The 18,857-nt window shown below is 62.6% G+C and carries 20 protein-coding genes and 1 tRNA gene; 11 read left to right on the plus strand and 10 right to left on the minus strand.

The annotated features are described in order from the left end of the window. Positions 1-13: 13 nt before the first annotated feature. From DQG18_RS11080 to DQG18_RS11090, 3 genes are all read right to left on the minus strand, one after another. Positions 14-1,291 carry a TRAP transporter large permease gene (locus DQG18_RS11080; RefSeq protein ID WP_116654331.1) on the minus strand — a complete coding sequence of 426 codons (1,278 nt, stop codon included), beginning with the start codon at positions 1,289-1,291 and terminating at the stop codon, positions 14-16. 3 nt (positions 1,292-1,294) lie between these two features. Continuing rightward, the gene (locus DQG18_RS11085) at positions 1,295-1,807 is read right to left on the minus strand and encodes a TRAP transporter small permease (protein ID WP_116654332.1); all 513 of its coding nucleotides are present in this window, start codon (positions 1,805-1,807) and stop codon (positions 1,295-1,297) included. A gap of 75 nt (positions 1,808-1,882) precedes the next feature. Further along, positions 1,883-2,863, minus strand: coding sequence for a C4-dicarboxylate TRAP transporter substrate-binding protein (locus DQG18_RS11090; protein ID WP_116654333.1), 981 nt, complete (start codon positions 2,861-2,863; stop codon positions 1,883-1,885). Positions 2,864-3,058: 195 nt separating this feature from the next. Between DQG18_RS11090 and DQG18_RS11095 the strand changes: the two genes are divergently transcribed. Beyond that, positions 3,059-3,769 (plus strand): GntR family transcriptional regulator, encoded by a 711-nt coding sequence (locus tag DQG18_RS11095; protein WP_116654457.1) that lies wholly within the window; start codon positions 3,059-3,061, stop codon positions 3,767-3,769. Between the two features lie 156 nt (positions 3,770-3,925). Here the strand turns inward: DQG18_RS11095 and DQG18_RS11100 are convergent, their stop codons facing one another. The 4 genes from DQG18_RS11100 to DQG18_RS11115 form a co-directional block, all read right to left on the minus strand. Next, positions 3,926-4,480, minus strand: a complete 555-nt coding sequence (locus tag DQG18_RS11100) for a copper chaperone PCu(A)C (protein ID WP_116654334.1) — start codon at positions 4,478-4,480, stop codon at positions 3,926-3,928. Between the two features lie 61 nt (positions 4,481-4,541). After that, on the minus strand, positions 4,542-4,907 hold the full coding sequence (locus DQG18_RS11105; RefSeq protein ID WP_157970110.1) for a hypothetical protein: 366 nt from the start codon (positions 4,905-4,907) through the stop codon (positions 4,542-4,544). A gap of 153 nt (positions 4,908-5,060) precedes the next feature. Then, a tRNA-Ala gene (locus DQG18_RS11110) sits at positions 5,061-5,136 on the minus strand. Positions 5,137-5,676: 540 nt separating this feature from the next. Further along, positions 5,677-6,297 (minus strand): hypothetical protein, encoded by a 621-nt coding sequence (locus DQG18_RS11115; RefSeq protein WP_116654336.1) that lies wholly within the window; start codon positions 6,295-6,297, stop codon positions 5,677-5,679. Positions 6,298-6,739: 442 nt separating this feature from the next. On the opposite strand from DQG18_RS11115, the gene DQG18_RS11120 reads away from it, so the two are divergent. The 4 genes from DQG18_RS11120 to DQG18_RS16640 all read left to right on the plus strand — a co-directional run bounded on the left by DQG18_RS11120 (position 6,740) and on the right by DQG18_RS16640 (position 10,365). Beyond that, positions 6,740-8,017 (plus strand): porin, encoded by a 1,278-nt coding sequence (locus tag DQG18_RS11120; RefSeq protein WP_116654337.1) that lies wholly within the window; start codon positions 6,740-6,742, stop codon positions 8,015-8,017. Positions 8,018-8,625: 608 nt separating this feature from the next. Next, entirely contained in the window at positions 8,626-9,666 is a 1,041-nt protein-coding gene (locus tag DQG18_RS11125; protein ID WP_157970111.1) for an OmpA family protein, read from the plus strand. Between the two features lie 70 nt (positions 9,667-9,736). Continuing rightward, positions 9,737-9,865, plus strand: coding sequence for a hypothetical protein (locus tag DQG18_RS16635; RefSeq protein WP_281270412.1), 129 nt, complete (start codon positions 9,737-9,739; stop codon positions 9,863-9,865). Then, on the plus strand, positions 9,865-10,365 hold the full coding sequence (locus tag DQG18_RS16640) for a hypothetical protein (RefSeq protein WP_116654339.1): 501 nt from the start codon (positions 9,865-9,867) through the stop codon (positions 10,363-10,365). Before DQG18_RS16635 ends, DQG18_RS16640 begins: the two co-directional genes overlap by 1 nt. 344 nt (positions 10,366-10,709) lie before the next feature. On the opposite strand, the gene DQG18_RS11135 is transcribed toward DQG18_RS16640, so the two are convergent. Beyond that, positions 10,710-11,666, minus strand: coding sequence for an alpha/beta fold hydrolase (locus DQG18_RS11135; protein WP_157970112.1), 957 nt, complete (start codon positions 11,664-11,666; stop codon positions 10,710-10,712). 213 nt (positions 11,667-11,879) lie between these two features. Between DQG18_RS11135 and dapA the strand changes: the two genes are divergently transcribed. After that, on the plus strand, positions 11,880-12,761 hold the full coding sequence (gene dapA, locus DQG18_RS11140) for a 4-hydroxy-tetrahydrodipicolinate synthase (protein ID WP_116654341.1): 882 nt from the start codon (positions 11,880-11,882) through the stop codon (positions 12,759-12,761). Positions 12,762-12,830: 69 nt separating this feature from the next. Beyond that, positions 12,831-13,310, plus strand: coding sequence for an SsrA-binding protein SmpB (gene smpB, locus DQG18_RS11145; protein ID WP_198669746.1), 480 nt, complete (start codon positions 12,831-12,833; stop codon positions 13,308-13,310). Positions 13,311-13,421: 111 nt separating this feature from the next. Here smpB and DQG18_RS11150 read toward each other — a convergent pair whose 3' ends face one another. Further along, positions 13,422-14,069 (minus strand): uracil-DNA glycosylase, encoded by a 648-nt coding sequence (locus DQG18_RS11150; protein ID WP_116654342.1) that lies wholly within the window; start codon positions 14,067-14,069, stop codon positions 13,422-13,424. Next, positions 14,066-14,629, minus strand: a complete 564-nt coding sequence (locus DQG18_RS11155; RefSeq protein WP_116654343.1) for a LabA-like NYN domain-containing protein — start codon at positions 14,627-14,629, stop codon at positions 14,066-14,068. Before DQG18_RS11155 ends, DQG18_RS11150 begins: the two co-directional genes overlap by 4 nt. A 225-nt stretch (positions 14,630-14,854) precedes the next feature. Between DQG18_RS11155 and rpoZ the strand changes: the two genes are divergently transcribed. From rpoZ to acpS, 4 genes are all read left to right on the plus strand, one after another. Then, positions 14,855-15,223 carry a DNA-directed RNA polymerase subunit omega gene (gene rpoZ / locus DQG18_RS11160; protein WP_116654344.1) on the plus strand — a complete coding sequence of 123 codons (369 nt, stop codon included), beginning with the start codon at positions 14,855-14,857 and terminating at the stop codon, positions 15,221-15,223. Between the two features lie 104 nt (positions 15,224-15,327). Next, entirely contained in the window at positions 15,328-17,604 is a 2,277-nt protein-coding gene (locus DQG18_RS11165; protein ID WP_116654345.1) for a RelA/SpoT family protein, read from the plus strand. Next, positions 17,601-18,182 (plus strand): orotate phosphoribosyltransferase, encoded by a 582-nt coding sequence (pyrE, locus tag DQG18_RS11170; protein ID WP_116654346.1) that lies wholly within the window; start codon positions 17,601-17,603, stop codon positions 18,180-18,182. Before DQG18_RS11165 ends, pyrE begins: the two co-directional genes overlap by 4 nt. A gap of 265 nt (positions 18,183-18,447) precedes the next feature. Continuing rightward, the gene (acpS, locus tag DQG18_RS11175; RefSeq protein WP_116654459.1) at positions 18,448-18,855 is read left to right on the plus strand and encodes a holo-ACP synthase; all 408 of its coding nucleotides are present in this window, start codon (positions 18,448-18,450) and stop codon (positions 18,853-18,855) included. The last annotated feature ends 2 nt before the right edge of the window (positions 18,856-18,857 follow it).

Consider the following 18,857-nt stretch of genomic DNA (forward strand, 5'->3'; position numbering starts at 1 on the left):
TGATGCCTCCAGATTAAAACACCAGCCGGGGCAGGAACAGCACCAGGTCAGGCAGGAACAACAGGACCAGAACGAGAATTACGGCAGTCGCAATAAAAGGCATGACTTCTTTTGCGTAGTCGTCGATCCGGCAATTGAGCAGGCTGCACACCGCAAACATTGCGACCCCGACCGGGGGAGTCATTCCGCCCAGCGTGACAATGGTCATCATCAGGATGCCGAAATGTACAGGATCGACGCCCACGGACGTGACAATAGGTACGAAAATCGGCGTGAGCAGCAGGACCATGACCGTCGACTCGACGAACAGCCCCATGACGAACAGGATCGCCAGAATTGTCATGACGATGAGCGCGGGTTCACTGATGCCGCCCAGGATGACGCCCGAAACCTGTTGAGGTACTTGCAGGAACGTAATGGCGAAACCGATCATGCCCGACATCAGGATAATAAGCATGATCATGCCGATGTCGGATACCGCGTGATTGAACGCGGTGACGATTTTGTCCCAGTTCAGTTCGTGGTGGGCAAAAAAGCCGACCGCCAGGGCATAAACGACCGCCGCCGCGCCAACTTCAGAGGGGGTGAACAATCCACCGCGGATCGAGAATACGAGAAGTATCGGGAAAAGCAGGGCCCATTTGGCGTCCCACATGGCCGAGAAAAACTCGCGCGCGGTGGGCAGGCGCGTGTCGGCGGCGCGGTAATTGCGCTTCTTTGCGATGAGGTAGGTCGTGACCATCAGCGCCAGCATCATCAAAATGCCGGGGATGATACCCGCCATGAACAGCCGCCCGACCGAAACGTTGCCCACATAACCGTAGAGAATGAGCCCGATCGCCGGGGGCAGGGTGGCTGTGATCAGCGATGTCACCGCTATGACCGAAGCCGAAAACCCCTTTGAATAGCCCTCCTTGAGCATGGACGGCCCGAGGATACGCGCTTCCATGGCCGCTTCCGCGACGGCGGAGCCCGAAACGCCGCCCATCAATGCCGAGAGAATGACCGAAACCTGCGCCAGTCCCCCGGCCATCCAGGAGACGGCGACATTGGCGAACTTGAACAGGCGTTCGGTAATCCCGCTTGCATTCATCAAGTGCCCGGTCAAAACGAAAAATGGAACTGCCAGCAGGGGAAAGCTCTGGCTCATCGTCGCGATACGCTGCACGCCGATCGAGAGCGGCATGATGTCGGAGGTCATGAAGAACACGAACCCTGCGATACCGATCGCGAATGCGGCGGGTGCGCCGATGAACAGCAGAATGAAGAAGACGCCACCAATCAGCCACATGGCTCAGACCTCGGACCTTGCCGGACCATCGAAATCCGGGCGGGAATAGATGAGCGTCTTGCCGTCACGCCGGCGCCATGCGTCGATCACATTGTAGATCAGCGAACCTGAAAGAAGCAGACAGCCGAACGGCACCGCGACCGTGACAAATCCATAGGAAATGCCGCTGTCGCCATAGACGCGTTGCCGATTGAGCATCGTGAGGTTTGCGCCTTCCTTGGTCAGCGCGATGAGAAAAGCGATGATGATGACGGTGATGACCGTCTCGATCACGAGACGCCACGTATGGGGAAAATGTCGTATGAGCGCGTCGACGCCCAGATGCCCTTTTTCCCGCACCGCGCGGGTCGCGCCGAAAAAACATAGCCAGATGAACAAAAGCTGCGCCATGTCCATGGACCAGATCAGCGGGTGGCCGAAAAAACGCATGATCGCGGCGATGAAAACCAACCCGGTGATCAGGGCAAGCAGGCCACCGGCGATGGCAAATTCGATCTGCTCGAGTCTTTTGAGCATAAACGTGCCTCCAGGGAAAGGAAGGCCGCCTCCGGGAACGAGCCCCGGAGGCCGGACGGGCGAATGGAGGATGCCTTATTCGCCCACGATATCTTCGATAAGCACGCGCAGGCCGCTATAGCCCAGCGAATCGTAGACCCCGGACGTTGCTTCAACGAAGGGTGTGATGTCGATATGATCGACGGAAACACCTGCCGCGACGAGGTCCGCCTCGATCCCGGCCAACGCATCGGCCGTGCCGTAGGAAGCGACATCACCGGCGGCGAGGGCCTCTTCACGCAGGATGACCTGAAGGTCTTCAGGCAGCGTATCGAACCACGAAGCGCTGGTCACCAGGCCGGTGATGAGGTTGATGTGGCCGGTCATGGTCACATGCGTGATCACTTCCTGCAGATTTGCCCCGACAAGGGCGGGAAGCTGCACTTCGGTCCCCTCGATGACGTTCTGCTGGATTGCGCTGTAGACTTCGGCAAACGGCATGGGCGTGGGCACCGCGCCCATTGCGGCGACGGTCTCGAGCCATACGGGCGCGCCCGGGGTGCGCAGGCGCTGGCCCGCCAGATCGGCAGGCGTCTTGATGGCCTTCTTGGTGACCACGTGACGCTCGCCCTGCCACCAGTTGAACGACAGGACCTGGTGGCCCGAAGCTTCGCGAAGCATGTCGACCCATTCCTCGAAGATGTCCGAGGTCACGACTTTGCGAATGCCGTCATAACCCTGCGCGAGATAGGGTGCGCCCAGAATGCCGAATTCATTGACGAACACGGCAAGGCGCCCCCCATCGACGACGACCGCGACGGGAGCGCCCGCGCGGGCCTGCTCGAGCACATCCTCATCGGGGCCGAGTTGCGAGTTGGGGAAAAGCCTTACTTCGAGGCGCCCGTCCGAACGCTCGGCGACCTTCTCGACAAAAGATTCGAGCCCCGCATAGAGCGGATCATTGGTTGCCAATGCCGTGTTGACGCTCAGTGTATAATCCTGCGCATTGGCGGCCGTGGCGATGGTGAAGCTGGCGGTGGCCGCGAGAAGCAGCCCGGTGAAGCGGTGAAATGTCATCGATGTCCTCCCTGACGTTCCGGCCACAGGGAAAATGGCCGGCGTGACTTCCCAATACTAGTATGGTAGTACGGTAGAAGTCAATCGCTTGACTTGCCCCGCCCCTCATAGTCCTTACTCGGCGGGCCGCAAGGGCAGGGCGGCACAGGTTCAGGCGGGAGTGTCATGGCGGAAACGCAAAGCGAAGATATTGGCATGGTTGAGGAATTCGAGCTGGCGCTGCTGGCCGATAACGGCGTCAGCTCGCGCCGGGCGACCATCGGCTACCGCGTTTACCAGGCGCTCCGGCAGGCCATCGTGCGTGCCCGCTTCAAGCCCGGCCATTTGCTGTCCGAAGCCGAGATCGCCCGCCAACTGGGCGTTTCGCGCCAGCCCGTACGCGAGGCGTTCATCAAGCTGGCCGAACTGGGTCTCGTCGAAATCCGCCCCCAGCGTGGCACGCAGGTGCTGCTCATTTCCCGCAAGGAAGTGGAGAATGCGCGTTTCATCCGCGAGGCGATCGAGGTCGCTGTCGTCCGTCGCGCCGCCGAAATGGCCATGCCCGAGGATGTGAAGGCATTGCGCGAACTGGTCGACCGGCAGGCCGCCGCCGGGGATCACCCCGAGCAGGCCCATTTCCTCGCCCTTGACGACAGTTTCCACCAGATGATCTCGCGGATCGTCGAGTGCGAAAATGCCTGGCGCGTCGCCGAGGACCTGAAAGTCCAGATGGACCGCGTGCGCTTCCTCTCGCTCGCCAATGCCACCCCGGTCGAAACCATCGTCAGTCAGCACACGGCCATCGTCGATGCCATCGAGGCCGGCTCGGGCGACGCCGCCGAAGCGGCCATGCGCCTCCACCTCACCGAAGTGCTCCATTCACTCCCCGGAATTGCAGAGGCGCACGCCGAGTTCTTCGTGCCTTAGCAAGTGTCTACACTTCCTGGGGTTATTCCGGCTTTGGTGGAGTCGCCCCCCTTTGCTTCTCCGGCGAAAGCCGGAGTCCATCTGGTTTCCGGCTTTCGCCGGAAAAGCGAGGGGAGCGTGCAAGGCCATTTCCATCGAACCTGAAAAGCTCCAGGATCAATGGGTGTGCGCGGCGTCCTCATGTTCGCCATGCCCGCCATGGGCGGGGTGATCGTCGGGAGCGCCGCGCGCACCTGCCGCTGCAATGGCAAACGAGACCTCGACCTCGCCCGCCCGCTCGAATTCGAGCGTCACGGTCACGGTTTCACCTTCGACCAGCGGCTCGGACAGCCCCATGAACATCAGGTGATAGCCGCCCGGCTGGAGTGTAACGGTTTCCCCGGCCGGAATAGCAAGGCCATCGGCCAGTTCGCGCATGTTCATCACGTCGTTGACGACGGCCATCTCGTGCACCTGCACGTCGCCTGCAAAGCTGGCGGCGCCATCGAGCAGCCGGTCGTCCTCATCGCCGGTATTGGTGATGACGAGATAGCCGCCCCCCGCCGGCTGGCTTGGCAGGGTGGCCCGCGTGAACGCCCCCGAGATTTCAAGGTCGCCCACGACGACCGGTCCCGCCTCGCCATGATCGTGCCCGTCATGGGACAGGGCAGGGGCGGCAAGAACGAGCAGGCTGGCAGCGGCAAGGGCTGCGCGCGAAAGAGTGCGGATCATGATGTGTCTCCAGCAAATTGAATCTGATTTTTATGCGGCACGCTCGCCGCGTTCGTGAAAATCAGGCCAGGGCTGGCGGCGCGCGCGGATAGGCGTCCGTATAATAGGTGCTGGAGGGCGGAACCGGCAGCGTACCGAAACGGGCGGCGTCCACCGCCGGCCCGAGCCGGACCGGCGCTGCTGCGGGCAGCATGGCCAGCGCCAGATCCTTCTTGCCGGTACCCGCCATGGGACATTTGGCAGCGGTCGGCGTTTCCGAATCGCTCTGCGCATCGGCCGTGGCCGTGCAGATCGACCATATCCCCGCCGTCTCGTACCCCAACTCGGCAAAGCCGCGCTGGGTGGCGGCAGCCTGATGGAGCGGCATCAGCAGCGTCAGCACATAGATCGAGAGCACGGCAAACGCCGCGCCAATTTCCCTGATCAATGCGCGCATCGTTGAAGACATACGCTTCAACTACCGCGACAACCGGCCCCCGGCAACGCCCATTTTGCCGCGCCCCCTCGGAGCGCCAGAGAGCCGCATAGCGCGGCTTTAGCGCGTCATGCGGCGAACGGTGCGGCGCGTGAGAGAAAAAAATGGTGGAGCTGAGCGGGATCGAACCGCTGACCTCGTCATTGCGAACGACGCGCTCTCCCAACTGAGCTACAGCCCCATCCGTTCGGACACCCCTTGACGGAACATCCTGCAATGCAGGCTGGGTCATATCGCAAACTTTGCGGCCCGCAAAGAGGAAAGTGCACCCTCCCGGCGCCATTCCCGATTTTTGTCCGTCTGCTCGCCTTGTGCGTATGGGCCGCGCGCCCTGCTATGTGACGGCTTGGGCATCGATGCTTCGGCTTGCGCCGAATCCCCCCTCCCCTTGCTGCGCTCGCAAGGGTCCACTGGACCCTTGCGTTCCGGCGATGCCGGAACCGCTTGCAAGTCCCCCATAAGGGGGGAGGTGTTGGCCTTGTGCGTATGGGGGCGCCCAGGAAAAGAAAGCACCCTCCCCTTGATGGGGAGGGCCGGGGAGGGGTGAGGCCACAAGCACAAATCCATATGCGATAGCCCTGCACAAGGGGGGACTTTCAGGCGGTTCCGGCAACGCCGGAACGCAAGAGTCCAGTGGACCCTTGCGAGCGCCGAAAGGGGATTCGGCGCAAGCCGAAGCATATGGCGTCAGCCCCCGCCGTCGTCCCCAGTTCTTCCACCCCTAATCGATCGGCAGCGCCAGCGCGATGAGGCCCGGCAGGGTTTGCGTCGGCTCAAAGCCGAGGTTGAAGCAGTTTTCGTTGAATAGCGTCACCCAGGCCTGTGCCGTCTCGTTGAGATAGGCGGCCCGTTCCGGCTCCGCGCCGGTGGCTGTAGGCTCCGTCGCCTTGGCCCGTTCGACCGCCGCCATGAACTCGTCATCGGCGAAATACGCGCAGCGATCGATCTCGATGCTTTGCCACGCGATCAGCGCGATGTCGGTCACATCCCGCGCGATCTGCCTGTTGAAATCGAGGAACGGCTCCAGCCCCGGCGCGCCGCAGGCAATGGCGTTGGCTTCGTCCCGCATCACCGAAATCTCGTCGGGCAGGTCCTCGACGGCACCGGCCAGCACGGTTTCCACCTCGCGCCTGCGAATCTCGACGGCCGCCGCTTCGAGCGGGGTGAGATAAGCAAGGCTCGAATCGTAAAGCGCGCACCGCGTCGTCACCTGCGTACCGATGATCATCGCATCGAGATCGGTCAGCAACTGCCCGACCTCCTCGTCCGCTTCTTGCGAAAATGCAGCCGAGGGCAGGGCGCAGGCCAGTAGGGCAAGGCTGAGGGCGCGTGGCCGGCGCATGGGCATAATGTCTATCTCCTGCATCGTGCCGGTAGGGAGCGGCTACACAGCAGCTTTATGGCCATTTTGCGTTGCCGGTCCCCTGCATACATCGATCCCGCCCGGAAGCGAACGGGCAATCGGCCCGCCTCGATAACCACCCCCAGATGTCGCCCCGATGCCCGGTTTGCCGCCCCTCAACCCAAGTCTTAACAAGGCGTTTCTTTTTGTGTGGTCAATTTGCAACAACTCGCCCGCAACCCTGCCCGAACCCCTGTTGAACGCCGTATGGGTTGTTGCGAACGGCGCGCGGGTCGGTAGAGTGGCGCTTGCGAGTCCATGCATGGGATCGTTTGTCGGTCGCAGCGCGACGGCAACACACGACACAATAACAATTGTAGTCGCGTTTCGACAAACCGCCGGAAACCCCGGCAAACTGAATGACTGACTTTGGAGGTCAATTATGAAACTCAAGAGCCTTTTTCTGGGTTCTGCAGCAGCTCTCGCCCTCACCTCGGGCGCTCTTGCTGCTGATCCGCGTTCGAGCTTCGTTTCGCTCGACGTGTGCGATGCCTACGGCATCACCGGTCTGACCATTGCTTCTTCCGACACCTGCCTGAAGATCTCGGGCGAAGTGTCCTATAACTTCCAGTGGGGCGATTACACTGGCGGTCCCGCCTATACTTGGGCCGGCGGCACTGCTGCCCGCACCATCGACAACAGCGACGGTGCTGCCGATTGGCGTTCGCGCGCACTGGCCATCCTGAAGTTCGAAGCCACCACCCAGACTGATGCCGGCGCCGCCAAGGCCGTCATTTCCCTTCGTCACCGTGAAGGCTATATCAACGGTACTCGCGAGGCCGCTGGGGACTGGAGTCTTGCGAACGATCTTCACGTCAATGAAGCCTATGTTTCGTTCGGCGACACCACCGTCCTGATGGCCGGTAAGAAGGGTACGATTGCCAAGCTTGGTAACGATGAGCCGTTCAACTACCTCGGCCTGGCGAACTCGTCGCAGGTCGAGGACGGTGTTCTCACCAACGCCTTCCCGGCGCGTGGCGGTCACGTCATCCAGGTCGTTTCCGAAGTCGCCGATGGCGTCTCGGTCGGTGCTGCTCTCGAAAAGCTTGATACGCCTACCGGTTCGTTCGTTGGCTTCGTTGAAGCCAACGGTGGATGGGGCAATGCACACGCGACTGTCGTCGCTGGCAACATCCTCGGCGCTGGCGCGACCACCTGGGGTCTCCACACCGGCGCAACCTTCAACTTTGATAACTTCAAGGTTCGTGGTGCTCTGGCGCTCGACGACACCGGTGACTGGAATGCTCTGCTTTCCGGCGAAGCTGCGTTCGATATGTTCACGCTCGCTGCCTCGGCTGAGTTCCTGAACACCGCTGGCGTTAACGAGCTTGGCCTCGGCGCTTCGGTTGGCTTCCAGGCCACCGAAACCGTCAAGATCAACGCTGGCTTCCGCTACTTTGATCCGAACACCGCTGCTGCCAACGACGAAGGCTGGCAGGCTGCCCTGCAGGTCGTTGCTGCGGTTGCCGAAGGCATCGAAGCTTCGGCTGCTGTCGGTGCGTACGGCGGTGGCACCATCCCGGCTGCCAACGATCCGGTCGCCTATGTCGACCTCGGCCTCACCTACAAGCCCGGTGGCGGGTTCGAGACCGGTGTCGGCCTCGAAGCCAACGCTCTCGGTGCTTACAAGGTCAAGTTCAACGCCAAGAAGTCCTTCTAATCAGGCTTCGCGTTACGCGATCTTTTGGGAAAGGCCCGGCTCTGCCGGGCCTTTCTTTTTTATGTCCAGCCATTTCGTCCACGCGGCAGGCACGAAAGCTCCCGCTCCATCGCTTCCCTCCCCCTTGAGGGGAGGGATTGAGGGTGGGGGGAGCGGAGGCTGCTGGAAACGCAGCGTTTTCGGAAGCATCGCTGCACCCCTCCCCAGCCCTCCCCATCAAGGGGAGGGTGTTTCCTTTGCTTGGCTGTCTCCATACGCACAAGGCCAGCACCTCCCCCCTTGTGGGGGACTTTCAAGCGGTTCCGGCAACGCCGGAACGCAAGGGTCCAGTGGACCCTTGCGAGCGCAGAAAGGGGAGGGGGGATTCGGCGAAAGCCGAAGCATATGCGATAGCCCTGTCTCAAGCGGGAAAGGGCCGAAAGAACCGATGCCACCGCGCTGGATTCCGACAATGACATGGCAGATGGTTGCTGTTTTCCGGGTCTTCCTCCCCCTGTCACCCCGGGATTTATTCCCGGGGTCCAGCAGCAGCACCCGCCGCGCGCCTCATGATGATACAATCCACACCGAATCGCCGCCCGTCCTTTCGCCTTCATTTCGAGACAGCCATGCCGTCCAGCCAGAACCTCAAGCCCGTCCTTTCCGCCGCCGGTCTGTTTTGCGCGCTGGCCCTGTGCGTTAACGCTCCCGCACTGGGGCAATATCAGGTGCTCGAGGTTGCGCCCGGCGAGGAACCGGCTGCGGATGCGATCCGGGAGCCGGAAACCGGAAGCGATGCCACCATCGCTGCCCCCGAGAAGGACATCGAGGAGAACGATACCGAACCGGCGGAAACATCGCCCGGCATCGCCCTGCCCGAAACGCCGATCGATCCCCCAGCCACCCCGGAGCCTGCCGCCGATACAGCCGCGCTCGCCGTGCCGGACTATACGTTCCAGGCCGTCAAAGGCGCCGATGGCACGATAACGCTCAAGGGCAATGCGCCCGCGTCCGTCCTGCAAGCCATGCTGGCGCTTGAGGAATTATCTGTAAACATTGGGCGTTTCACGATGAATCCCGCCGCGCCGGAAGGGTTTGCGGAAACGGCGATGGCCGGTCTTCACGCGCTCGCCAGCTTCCAGACCGGCCAGATCGTGCTGCGCGACGGGCAATGGCTGTTGAGCGGCAACGCATCGACCGACGCTGTCAGCACCGCCGCCATTGCGGCGCTGGAGGCCGAGACGCCCGGCGTTTCGTGGAACACGCTCATCCGCGCGCCCAGCGCCGTCGCTGTGTGCCGCGATGAGGTCGCCGCCTATATGAACGGCAAGGCGATCCTTTTCCCCTCGGGAGGAACGGCGCCGACGCCCGCCTCGCTCGACCTGCTCCCCGGTTTGACCGAACGCCTCGCGATCTGTCCCGATGCGCCGGTCTATGTCGAAGGCCACACCGATGCCGACGGCACGGCCGAGGCCAATCTCGCCCTTTCGATCCATCGCGCCGAAGCCGTGGTCGATGCGCTGATCGGGCTGGGCGTCGATCCAGCCCGGCTTTATGCCGTGGGCTATGGCGCTAGCCTGCCGGTGGCGTCCAACACCACGGCGGACGGCAAGCGGCAGAACCGGCGCATCGTCTTTGCGTTCGAGGATATCGCCCAGCCGCTCCCGTAAATCGGGGCCGTGGCTTGCGTTATGCGCCGGATTGCCTGTATTGAAAACCTGATTGGGAAGGGGCTCGAAAATGTCCGTCAGCGCGATTTTTTACCTGTTGCAGACCTATTGGCCGTTCCTTTTGATCGCGGCCGTGATCGGCATTGCCACGGGCTGGTATAGCCAGGTCGAAGGCGAGGGCAAGGAGGGCACGCACTGATGAACGCGACCCCCCATATCATCGAAAGCGCGCTGTTGCTGCTCGTGGCGTTCCTGCTCGGCTGCGTCGTCGGCTACTTCGCCCGCCGGTTTTCAGGTCGAAGCGCGCCCGCCGCCCCGGCTCCACAGGCCACGCCCCTGCCTGTCGAACCAGCCCCGGTCCGCGCGCCTGTCACCAGCATTCCGGCGGCTGAAACGCCGCCCGCCGCCAAGCCCGTCCCGGCCGGGACTGCTCGCAAAAAACCAGCGGCCAAAAAGCCCGCTCCCGCGCCAAAAGCCCCCAAATCGCAGCCCTTGCCTGACGATCTCAAGAAGATCCGCGGCATCGGCCCCCGCATCGAAGCCGGGCTCAACTCCCACGGCGTTTACCGCTACGCCCAGATCGCCAGGTGGTCGAGAAAGAGAATCACCGAACTCGACACCCACCTGACCCTGCGCGGCCGCATCGACCGCGAACAATGGGTCGAACAGGCCAAGGCGCTGAGCAAGGCGGCGAAGTAGGGTGGACCTAACCAATCCTGCTGGCACCGCAGCCCCCTCATCCGACCTCCGCTTCGCTCCGGCCACCTTCTCCCACGAGGGGAGAAGGGGACACCGTGGATGTGTCGGCTCTTGAGCCCCCCTCTCCCCTCGTGGGTGAGGGGGCCAGCGATGCCGGCCAGAAACGCAAGGGCCAGCCAGATCATTTCAGATTTTGCCGGATCAGCCTCAAGCTCCTTTGCTGCCCCGGCGAAAGCCGGGGCCCATGCTGCAAAGTCCACCGTGTTGGATGGTACGCTGTGGAGCCCGGGATAGCGGCGGAGGCAAGCTGATCGTTTCCATCAAAACCTGAAACGATCCAGCCCTCACGCCACCTCCTCGGAATCTTCCGGCGCATCGATCCCTGCACAAAACGCCCCGATCGCCCGCAACTCCTCCGGCCCGTCGAGCAGGGCAGGGCTGCCCGCGCCCGAGATCGCCAGCCGCCCCGCGTCGGGCCGCCGCCGCGCCATTTCATCAAAAGTTTCGCGCCGCAACTGGTCGCTGAGCTGGGTTCTGACCAGCATCAGCGGGAAGGGCGCCAGCGCGTCGAACAATTGCCATTGCGGTTCGAGCACATCGTCGAACTCGAACGCATCGAGCTGGGCGATGAGCGCGGGGTCGAACAGTGGGTCCAGCCGCCCCCGCCCGTCGCTGCGGTATTGCCGCGCCACAAGTTCGGCCAGCCGCGCTTCGCTCTCTCCGGGGTAGTCCGCCGCCGCGATCTTGCCCGCCGCATCGCGCGCCGCACGTTCCGATTTCAGGGCCGCGATATGCCGGAAATTGGTGCGCACCCGTACGATGCCGCGCGGGTCGGTCACCGGCCCCGCGTCCACCAGCATCACGCCGGCCAGCAGCGGAGGCCGTTTGCGCGCAACCAGCATCGCAATCTGCCCGCCATGCCCCTGCCCAAGCACGATCGCGCCCCTGATCCCCAATGCGGTCAGAACCTCGATCACCGCATCGGCGTCATCGAGCGTCGAATACTGCGCTTTGGGGGGCAGGTATGCGGACCGGCCGCGCCCCGGCAGGTCGATGGCAACGATAGCCCGCTCGCCATCTTCCGTCAGCCGGAAGCCGCGGATGAAATCGGCAAAATCGAGCATGTTGCGCGTATAGCCGCCCAGGCAGACGATGGGAGCGCGGCCCCCCGCGCCAAGCCGCCCGGCCACATGGACGGCAAGTTGCAGATGCGCCGGCCCGGCCGTCACCATCCGCACCGGCATGGCCGCGAAGGGGGGGTGATCCTCGATCTTGTCGCGCTTGCGCAGAAAGGAAAGCATCCGCCTTGATATCATGTCCGTGCAAGCCCGCAACAGCGGCGCAAATGCCGCTGGACCATACGTTTCCCGCGTTTCTTGTGCTTGTCGTGCCGCAGAACTGACACTAATGTGCGGCTCCATTCGGCTCCGGGCTTGCAATCGGCCCGCGCCGTGCTGCAAAAGGCAGTGAAACAGCCACCGGGCGCGCCGGCTGGCGACAACTGAGGAACAATAATGTTTAGCGGGTCGATCCCGGCGTTGATAACGCCGTTCCACAATGGTGCCATTGATGAAGATGCGTTCGTGCGTTTCGTCAAATGGCAGATCGACGAAGGCTCTAACGGGCTGGTCCCGGTCGGCACCACGGGCGAGTCGCCCACCGTCAGCCATGAGGAGCATCGCCGTGTCATCGAATTGGCCGTCGAGGCGTCCGCCGGCCGGGTCCCCGTCATCGCGGGCGCGGGCTCCAATTCGACGCGCGAGGCGGTCCACCTCGCCGAATTCGCCGAAAAGGCGGGGGCCAATGCGGTTCTCTCCATCGTGCCCTATTACAATAAGCCCAGTCAGGAAGGACTGTTCCAGCACTTCCGCGCCGTGGCCCGCGCCACCAGCCTGCCGGTCATCCTTTATTCGGTTCCGGCCCGCACCACGGTCGATCTGACCGTTGAAACCATCAAGCGCCTGCGCGATGAGTGCCCCAACATCGTCGGGGTCAAGGATGCCACCTCCGACATGGGCCGGGCTTCGCTCCAGCGCCTCATGCTGGGCGAGGATTTCGTCATGCTTTCGGGCGAGGACGTGACCGCGCTGGGCTTCAATGCCCATGGGGGCAGGGGGTGCATTTCGGTGACGGCCAACGTCGCGCCAAGGCTCTGCGCCGCCTTCCAGAGCGCCTGCACGGCCGGCGATTTCGCCACCGCGCTCACCATTCAGGACCGGCTGGCTCCGCTGCACAAGGCCCTGTTCCTCGAGCCTAGCCCCGCCGGGGTCAAATACGCCGCCAGCAAGCTTGGCCTGTGCGGCGAGGACTTGCGCCTGCCCATGGTCCCGGCGTCCGAAGCGGCGCGCAAGGTGATCGACGATGCGCTGATTCGCGCCGGGCTGACGAACGGCTAGGGAGAGCGTTTCCAGAATAAGTGGGCACCACTTATTCGGTTCGGAAACGCGACAAATCAAGAGAGTTCGATGGCGGCCAAGAAGCAGAGCGGAATGATCTCCCACGGGTCCGTCGCCGAAAACCGGCGGGCCCGCTTCGACTATGAGGTCCTCGATACGCTCGAGGCAGGGATCGTTCTCACCGGCACCGAAGTCAAATCGCTCCGCAGCGGTCAGGCGCAGATCGCCGAATCCTATGTCTCGACCGAGGATGGCGAACTCTGGCTCATCAACTCGACCATCCCCGAATACCTCCAGGGCAACCGTTTCAACCACGATGAAAAACGCCGCCGCAAGCTGCTGGTCTCCAGAAAGGAACTGGCCAGGTTCGCCCGCGGCGTCGAGCGGGCCGGGAACACCATCGTGCCGCTAAAGCTTTATTTCAACGAGCGCGGCATCGCCAAGCTCCTGATCGGGCTGGCCAAGGGCCGCAAGAATTTCGACAAGCGCAACGTCCAGAAGGACCGCGACTGGGCGCGCGACAAGCAAAGGCTCTTGAAGCAGGGGTAGTACATTCCCTTCTTCGCTTCCCCGGCGAAAGCCGGGGTCCATGCTTCCGCATACACGGGGGCAGAAACAATGGATTGCGGCTTTCGCCGGGATAGCGAGAAGAGCCGCCGGTCATTCGCGGATATAAGCCGCCGCCCGCCCGATCACGTCCTCGAACATTTCCGTCGTCAGCCGCCCCGTATTGGTGTTGTAGCGCGAGCAGTGGAAGCTGTCGAAAAGCATCCGCCCGTCGCTCAGCCGATGCGTGGCGCCGTGCCCGAATTTGAACGCCGCCCGCCTTTCGCCCAGCGCCGATAACAGGGAGTCATGACCGATCCGCCCCAGCGCCAGCATCGCCTTGGCCTGCGGGTTGGCCTTGATGGTTGCGACGAGGAACTGCCGGCAGGTGGCGATTTCGGCCCCCGTGGGCTTGTTCTGCGGGGGCACGCAGCGCACCGAATTGACGATCAGCGTGTCGCGCAGGACGAGGCTGTCATGCGGGTCGGCCTCATATTCTCCTTCGGCCAGCCCGAATTTCTTCAAGGTCGCATAAAGCAGGTCGCCCGCGTAATCCCCGGTAAACGGACGCCCCGTCCGGTTGGCTCCCTTGAGGCCGGGCGCGAGCCCCACGATCAGAAGGCGCGGCGCCTCATCGCCCCAATTGGGCACGGGTCCGTTGTGCCAATCGGGAAACTTTGCCCGTGCCTCCTCGCGAAAAGCCACGAGGCGAGGGCACAGCGGACAGTCATGCGAAGGATTGGTAGGGGTCAAGGCGGTCAGGCGGGTTCGCTGTTTTCCGAGCCGGAACGTTCACTCTGGGCGCGGCCCACCTTTTTGGCAAGCGTTGAAATTTCGAGGAAATGATCGGCCTGCCGCCGCAAATCGTCCGAGATCATCGGCGTCGCTGTGGTGAGGGTGGAGGCGACGGTCACCTTCTTGCCCCGCCGCTGCAATGCCGCGACAAGCGCGGTAAAGTCCCCATCGCCCGAAAACAGCACGAAATGATCATAATGGGGCGCCATTTCCAGCGCGTCGATGGTCAGTTCGATGTCCATATTGCCCTTCACCTTGCGACGCCCCTGCGCGTCGGTGAACTCTTTGGCCGGCTTGGTGACGACCGTGTAGCCGTTGTAATCGAGCCAGTCGACGAGCGGGCGAAGCGAGGAATACTCCTGATCCTCTATCAGCGCCGTGTAGTAATAGGCGCGCAGGAGATAGGCCTTTTCCTGAAAGGACGAGAGCAACAGCCTGTAATCTATATCGATGCCAAGTGCGCGTGATGTTGCATAAAGGTTGGCGCCATCAATGAAGAGGACGACCTTCTCCCTCGGATCGAACATGAGTGCGGAGACCCCGGACTTTGATGATTGTAGAACGCAGCAGGACGAGCGAATGTTGCGCTGAAGCCCAAGCTAACACGTTAGCTGGCCCAATCCAATTGCACCGGCCACCCGTTTCAAGTTATTCATGAGTTTAAAGCCCCCGGACCAAGCGCCCTGCTTGTCATCGCCCGGTTATTCGTGTAGACGGTCCGCTCACTCCCCCTAGCTCAATGGAGACCGTCCGTGGCGCGTGTCACCGTAGAAGACTGCATTGAAAAGATTCCGAACCGCTTCGAGCTGGTTCTCATGGCCGCCCATCGCGCCCGGATGATTTCATCCGGCGCCGCGATCACCGTCGACCGCGACAACGACAAGAATCCCGTCGTTGCCCTGCGCGAGATCGGCGATGCGACCATTTCGCCTGAAGACCTCAAGGAAGACCTCATCCATTCGCTCCAGAAATACGTCGAGGTCGACGAGCCCGAGAATGAAGCGGCCCCGATGATCGAGACCGCCTCGGACGAGGATGGTCCGGTTTTCGATACGATCAGCGAAGAGGAACTGCTACGCGGCATCGAGTCGCTTTCGCCGCCTGAACGCCGCGACGATTGATCGTTAACTCCCTTTTCCTATATTATCTTTTAAGGCGTCTGGCGGTCAGCCGGGCGCCTTATTGATTTTCAGCCTCTGGCCCTGATCTTGGAGTGTTCCGACGCATGATGCGTCAGTACGAACTTGTTGAGCGTGTTCTGGCCTACAATCCGAACGCCGATGAAAACCTGCTCAACAGGGCCTATGTTTATGGCATGCAGAAGCACGGCTCCCAGACCCGCGCTTCCGGCGACCCTTATTTTGCCCATCCGCTCGAAGTCGCCGCGATCCTCACCGACCTCAAGCTCGACGACGCCACGATCGCCGTGGCGCTCCTGCACGACACCATCGAGGATACCGACGCGACCCGCGCCGAGATCGATGAGCTGTTTGGCGCCGAGATCGGCCAGATTGTCGATGGCCTCACCAAGATCGACCGCCTGAACCTCGTTTCCCGCGAGGAGGCGCAGGCCGAGAACCTAAGGAAGCTCCTGCTCGCCATCTCTCAGGATGTGCGGGTGCTGCTCGTCAAGCTCGCTGATCGCCTGCACAATATGCGCACGCTCGAATACATGCCCGCCCACAAGCGGGGCCGCATCGCGCAGGAAACCATGGATATCTATGCCCCGCTCGCCGGGCGCATGGGCATGCAGGACATGCGCAACGAGCTTGAGGACCTTGCCTTCAAGACGCTGCACCCTGAACATTACAACGCCATCACCCAGCGGCTCGCGGCCATGGAGCTGTCCAGCCGCGAGATCATCGCCGAAATCCGCTCCGAACTCGAAAGCCACCTGACGGGGCAGGGGATCAGGGCAAAAGTGTCCTCGCGCCTGAAATCGGCCTGGTCGATCTACACCAAGATCGAGCGCAAGGCGATTGCGCTGGAACAGCTTTCCGACATGATCGGCTTCCGCATCGTCGTCGATACGATCGACGAATGCTACCGCACGCTGGGGGTGATCCACACGCAATGGAAGGTCGTGCCGGGCCGGTTCAAGGATTATATCTCGGTCCCCAAGCACAACGATTATCGCTCGATCCACACCACCATCGTCGGGCCGGGCCGCCAGCGTGTGGAATTGCAGATCCGCACTCATGAGATGCATGCCATCGCCGAATTCGGCATCGCCGCGCACCAGCTCTATAAGGAAGCCATCTCGGGCGACATGCACAGGCTCGAGGAGGAGAGCCAGGCCTATAACTGGCTGCGCACCACCATCGCGCATCTGACCGAAGGCGAGAACCCGGAAGAATTCGTCGAGCACACCAAGCTCGAACTGTTTCAGGATCAGGTGTTCTGCTTCACCCCGCGCGGGCGGCTGATCGCCCTGCCGCGTGGTGCGACGCCCATCGATTTCGCCTATGCCGTCCACACCGATGTCGGCGACAGTTGCGTGGGCTGCAAGATCAACGGCTCGGTCATGCCGCTCATCACCCAGCTCCATTCCGGCGATGAGGTGGAGATCCTGCGCGATCCCGCCCACACTCCTCCGCCCAACTGGGAGAACATCGCTGTCACCGGCAAGGCGCGCTCCGCCATTCGCCGCGCTGTGCGCCTTGGTGCCCAACAGCGTGCGCTCTCGCTGGGCGAGCAGGTTCTGATCGCCGTCCTCGAACGCGAATCTCTCACCTTTACCGATGAGGATACAGCGACCCTCGCCGAGCGCCTCAACGCTGCGGACCGCCAGAACCTTTTCATCGAGATTGGTGAAGGCCGCATCAGCGCCGATGACGTTGCGCGCGAAGCCGCCGCCATGAAGGGCAAGCGCCGCCGCCGCTCCAGCCTGTCCCTGCCGGTTGGCGACAATTCCGAGGGCTGGTTCTCGCTCCGGCAGGCCGAATACTTCAAGTTCCGCATGCCGGGCGGCCAGCGCAGTTCTGTCAAGCGCTTTGCCGCTCTCGTCGGGTTCGATTTCAATATGCCGGTCGAGCTTTCCCGTGAGGGCGTCGTGCCCGGCGACCGCCTCATCGCCATCCTGTTTCAGGACGGGACGATGACCGTTTACCCCGCCGAATCCGATGCGCTGGCCGAATATCACGACAAGGATGTGGGCTGGATCGACGTGCGCTGGGACCTCGAAGGCCAGCCCGACCGGCTGTTCCGCGTGATCATCGCCATGCACTCGGCCAACCGGCCCGGCGCGCTGGCCCAGATCACCTCTGCGATCGCCGCATGCGATGCCAATATCTCCAACCTCGTCATGCGCGCGCTCGGCCAGGATTCCCACGAAATGATCTTCGAGCTCGAGCTTCGCGATCTCGCGCAGTTGACAGATGTGCTCGCAACGCTCAAACGCACTCCGGGGCTTTCCAGGGTCCAGCGGGCGAGCGTGCTTCAGGCCAGCGCCATCGCCGGGATGGAAGGCGTCTTTTCGGCCGATGAGGAGAAACCGCAGTGACCCGCGACGAAGTGCTCGATGTTTTCCGTTCCTGCGATGCTTTGCTCGAAGGCCATTTCATCCTGTCCTCGGGCCTGCGCTCGCCGGTGTTTTTGCAAAAGAACCGCGTCTTCATGTTTCCGGCCAAGGCCGAAAAACTCTGCAAGGCACTTGCCGAAAAAATCCGCGCCGAAGGCTTTGGCGACGTGTCACAGGTCGTCTCGCCCGCGCTGGGCGGCATCATCCCGGGCTATGAGACCGCCCGTCATCTGGGCGTGCCGGCCATCTTCACCGAGCGCGTCAACGGCGTCTTCGAGCTGCGCCGCAGCTTCTCGGTCGAGCCTGGCGAAAAGGTCATCATCGTCGAGGACATCGTCTCGACCGGCCTGTCGATCCGCGAATGTATCGATTGCGTCAAGGCGCTTGGCGCCGATGTGGTCGCGGCGGCCTGTATCGTGGACCGCTCGGCGGGCGAGGCCGATATTGGCGTGCCGCTCGTTGCGCTCACCGAATTCAAGGTGCCCGCCTACGCCCCGGATGCGCTTCCGCCCGAGCTTGAAGCCATCCCGCCCGTCAAGCCCGGAAGTCGGGGATTGTAGGACCATCCATTGGAGCTAGACGCATCATGAGATCGAGTTTTCGTCCGGATATGGCAGGCGCCGCGCGCCGCGCGATGTACACCATCGCGCAAGCGCGGCAACGCACCATATGCGAGGCGAAAATCGACCCGAAGGGCGGCCAGACACCGTCTGTGGACGTTGTTCCGTCGCATTGGCGATGGAAAACATCGCCTGCTGCGACGCGCCTAGCCACAGACGGTGTCTGGCCGTCTCATGATGCGTCTAGCTCCAATGGATGGTCCTCATGATCGTCGGGATGGGAAACGACATCTGCGAGATCGCCCATGTCGAGCGCACGCTTGCCCGTTTCGGCGAGCGCTTCACGCATCGCTGCTTTACCGAGATTGAGCGTGCCAAGTCCGACCGCCGCCGCCTCCGCGCCGCCTCCTACGCCAAGCGCTTTGCCGCCAAGGAGGCCTGCGCCAAGGCGCTGGGGACCGGCCTTTCAAATGGCGTATTCTGGCGCGACATGGGGGTGGTGAACCTGCCCAGCGGCAAGCCGACCATGAAGCTGACCGGCGGCGCGGCCAAACGGCTGGCCCAGCTTGTCCCCGAAGGCCACGAGGCCCATATTCACGTGACGATCACCGACGATCTGGGGCTCGCGCAGGCCTTCGTCATCATCGAGGCGCTTCCGGTTGACCGGACCTGACC

Source organism: Pelagibacterium sediminicola (assembly GCF_003390885.1).
Classification (GTDB): domain Bacteria; phylum Pseudomonadota; class Alphaproteobacteria; order Rhizobiales; family Devosiaceae; genus Pelagibacterium; species Pelagibacterium sediminicola.

Excerpts from the sequence above, each read along its gene's own strand:
- DQG18_RS11080 (WP_116654331.1), bottom strand. The coding sequence starts at position 1,291 with ATGTGGCTGATTGGTGGCGTCTTCTTCATTCTGCTGTTCATCGGCGCA.
- DQG18_RS11085 (WP_116654332.1), bottom strand. The coding sequence starts at position 1,807 with ATGCTCAAAAGACTCGAGCAGATCGAATTTGCCATCGCCGGTGGCCTG.
- DQG18_RS11090 (WP_116654333.1), bottom strand. The coding sequence starts at position 2,863 with ATGACATTTCACCGCTTCACCGGGCTGCTTCTCGCGGCCACCGCCAGC.
- DQG18_RS11095 (WP_116654457.1), top strand. The coding sequence starts at position 3,059 with ATGGTTGAGGAATTCGAGCTGGCGCTGCTGGCCGATAACGGCGTCAGC.
- DQG18_RS11100 (WP_116654334.1), bottom strand. The coding sequence starts at position 4,480 with ATGATCCGCACTCTTTCGCGCGCAGCCCTTGCCGCTGCCAGCCTGCTC.
- DQG18_RS11115 (WP_116654336.1), bottom strand. The coding sequence starts at position 6,297 with ATGCGCCGGCCACGCGCCCTCAGCCTTGCCCTACTGGCCTGCGCCCTG.
- DQG18_RS11120 (WP_116654337.1), top strand. The coding sequence starts at position 6,740 with ATGAAACTCAAGAGCCTTTTTCTGGGTTCTGCAGCAGCTCTCGCCCTC.
- DQG18_RS11125 (WP_157970111.1), top strand. The coding sequence starts at position 8,626 with ATGCCGTCCAGCCAGAACCTCAAGCCCGTCCTTTCCGCCGCCGGTCTG.
- DQG18_RS16635 (WP_281270412.1), top strand. The coding sequence starts at position 9,737 with ATGTCCGTCAGCGCGATTTTTTACCTGTTGCAGACCTATTGGCCGTTC.
- DQG18_RS16640 (WP_116654339.1), top strand. The coding sequence starts at position 9,865 with ATGAACGCGACCCCCCATATCATCGAAAGCGCGCTGTTGCTGCTCGTG.
- DQG18_RS11135 (WP_157970112.1), bottom strand. The coding sequence starts at position 11,666 with ATGCTTTCCTTTCTGCGCAAGCGCGACAAGATCGAGGATCACCCCCCC.
- dapA (WP_116654341.1), top strand. The coding sequence starts at position 11,880 with ATGTTTAGCGGGTCGATCCCGGCGTTGATAACGCCGTTCCACAATGGT.
- smpB (WP_198669746.1), top strand. The coding sequence starts at position 12,831 with ATGGCGGCCAAGAAGCAGAGCGGAATGATCTCCCACGGGTCCGTCGCC.
- DQG18_RS11155 (WP_116654343.1), bottom strand. The coding sequence starts at position 14,629 with ATGTTCGATCCGAGGGAGAAGGTCGTCCTCTTCATTGATGGCGCCAAC.
- DQG18_RS11165 (WP_116654345.1), top strand. The coding sequence starts at position 15,328 with ATGATGCGTCAGTACGAACTTGTTGAGCGTGTTCTGGCCTACAATCCG.
- acpS (WP_116654459.1), top strand. The coding sequence starts at position 18,448 with ATGATCGTCGGGATGGGAAACGACATCTGCGAGATCGCCCATGTCGAG.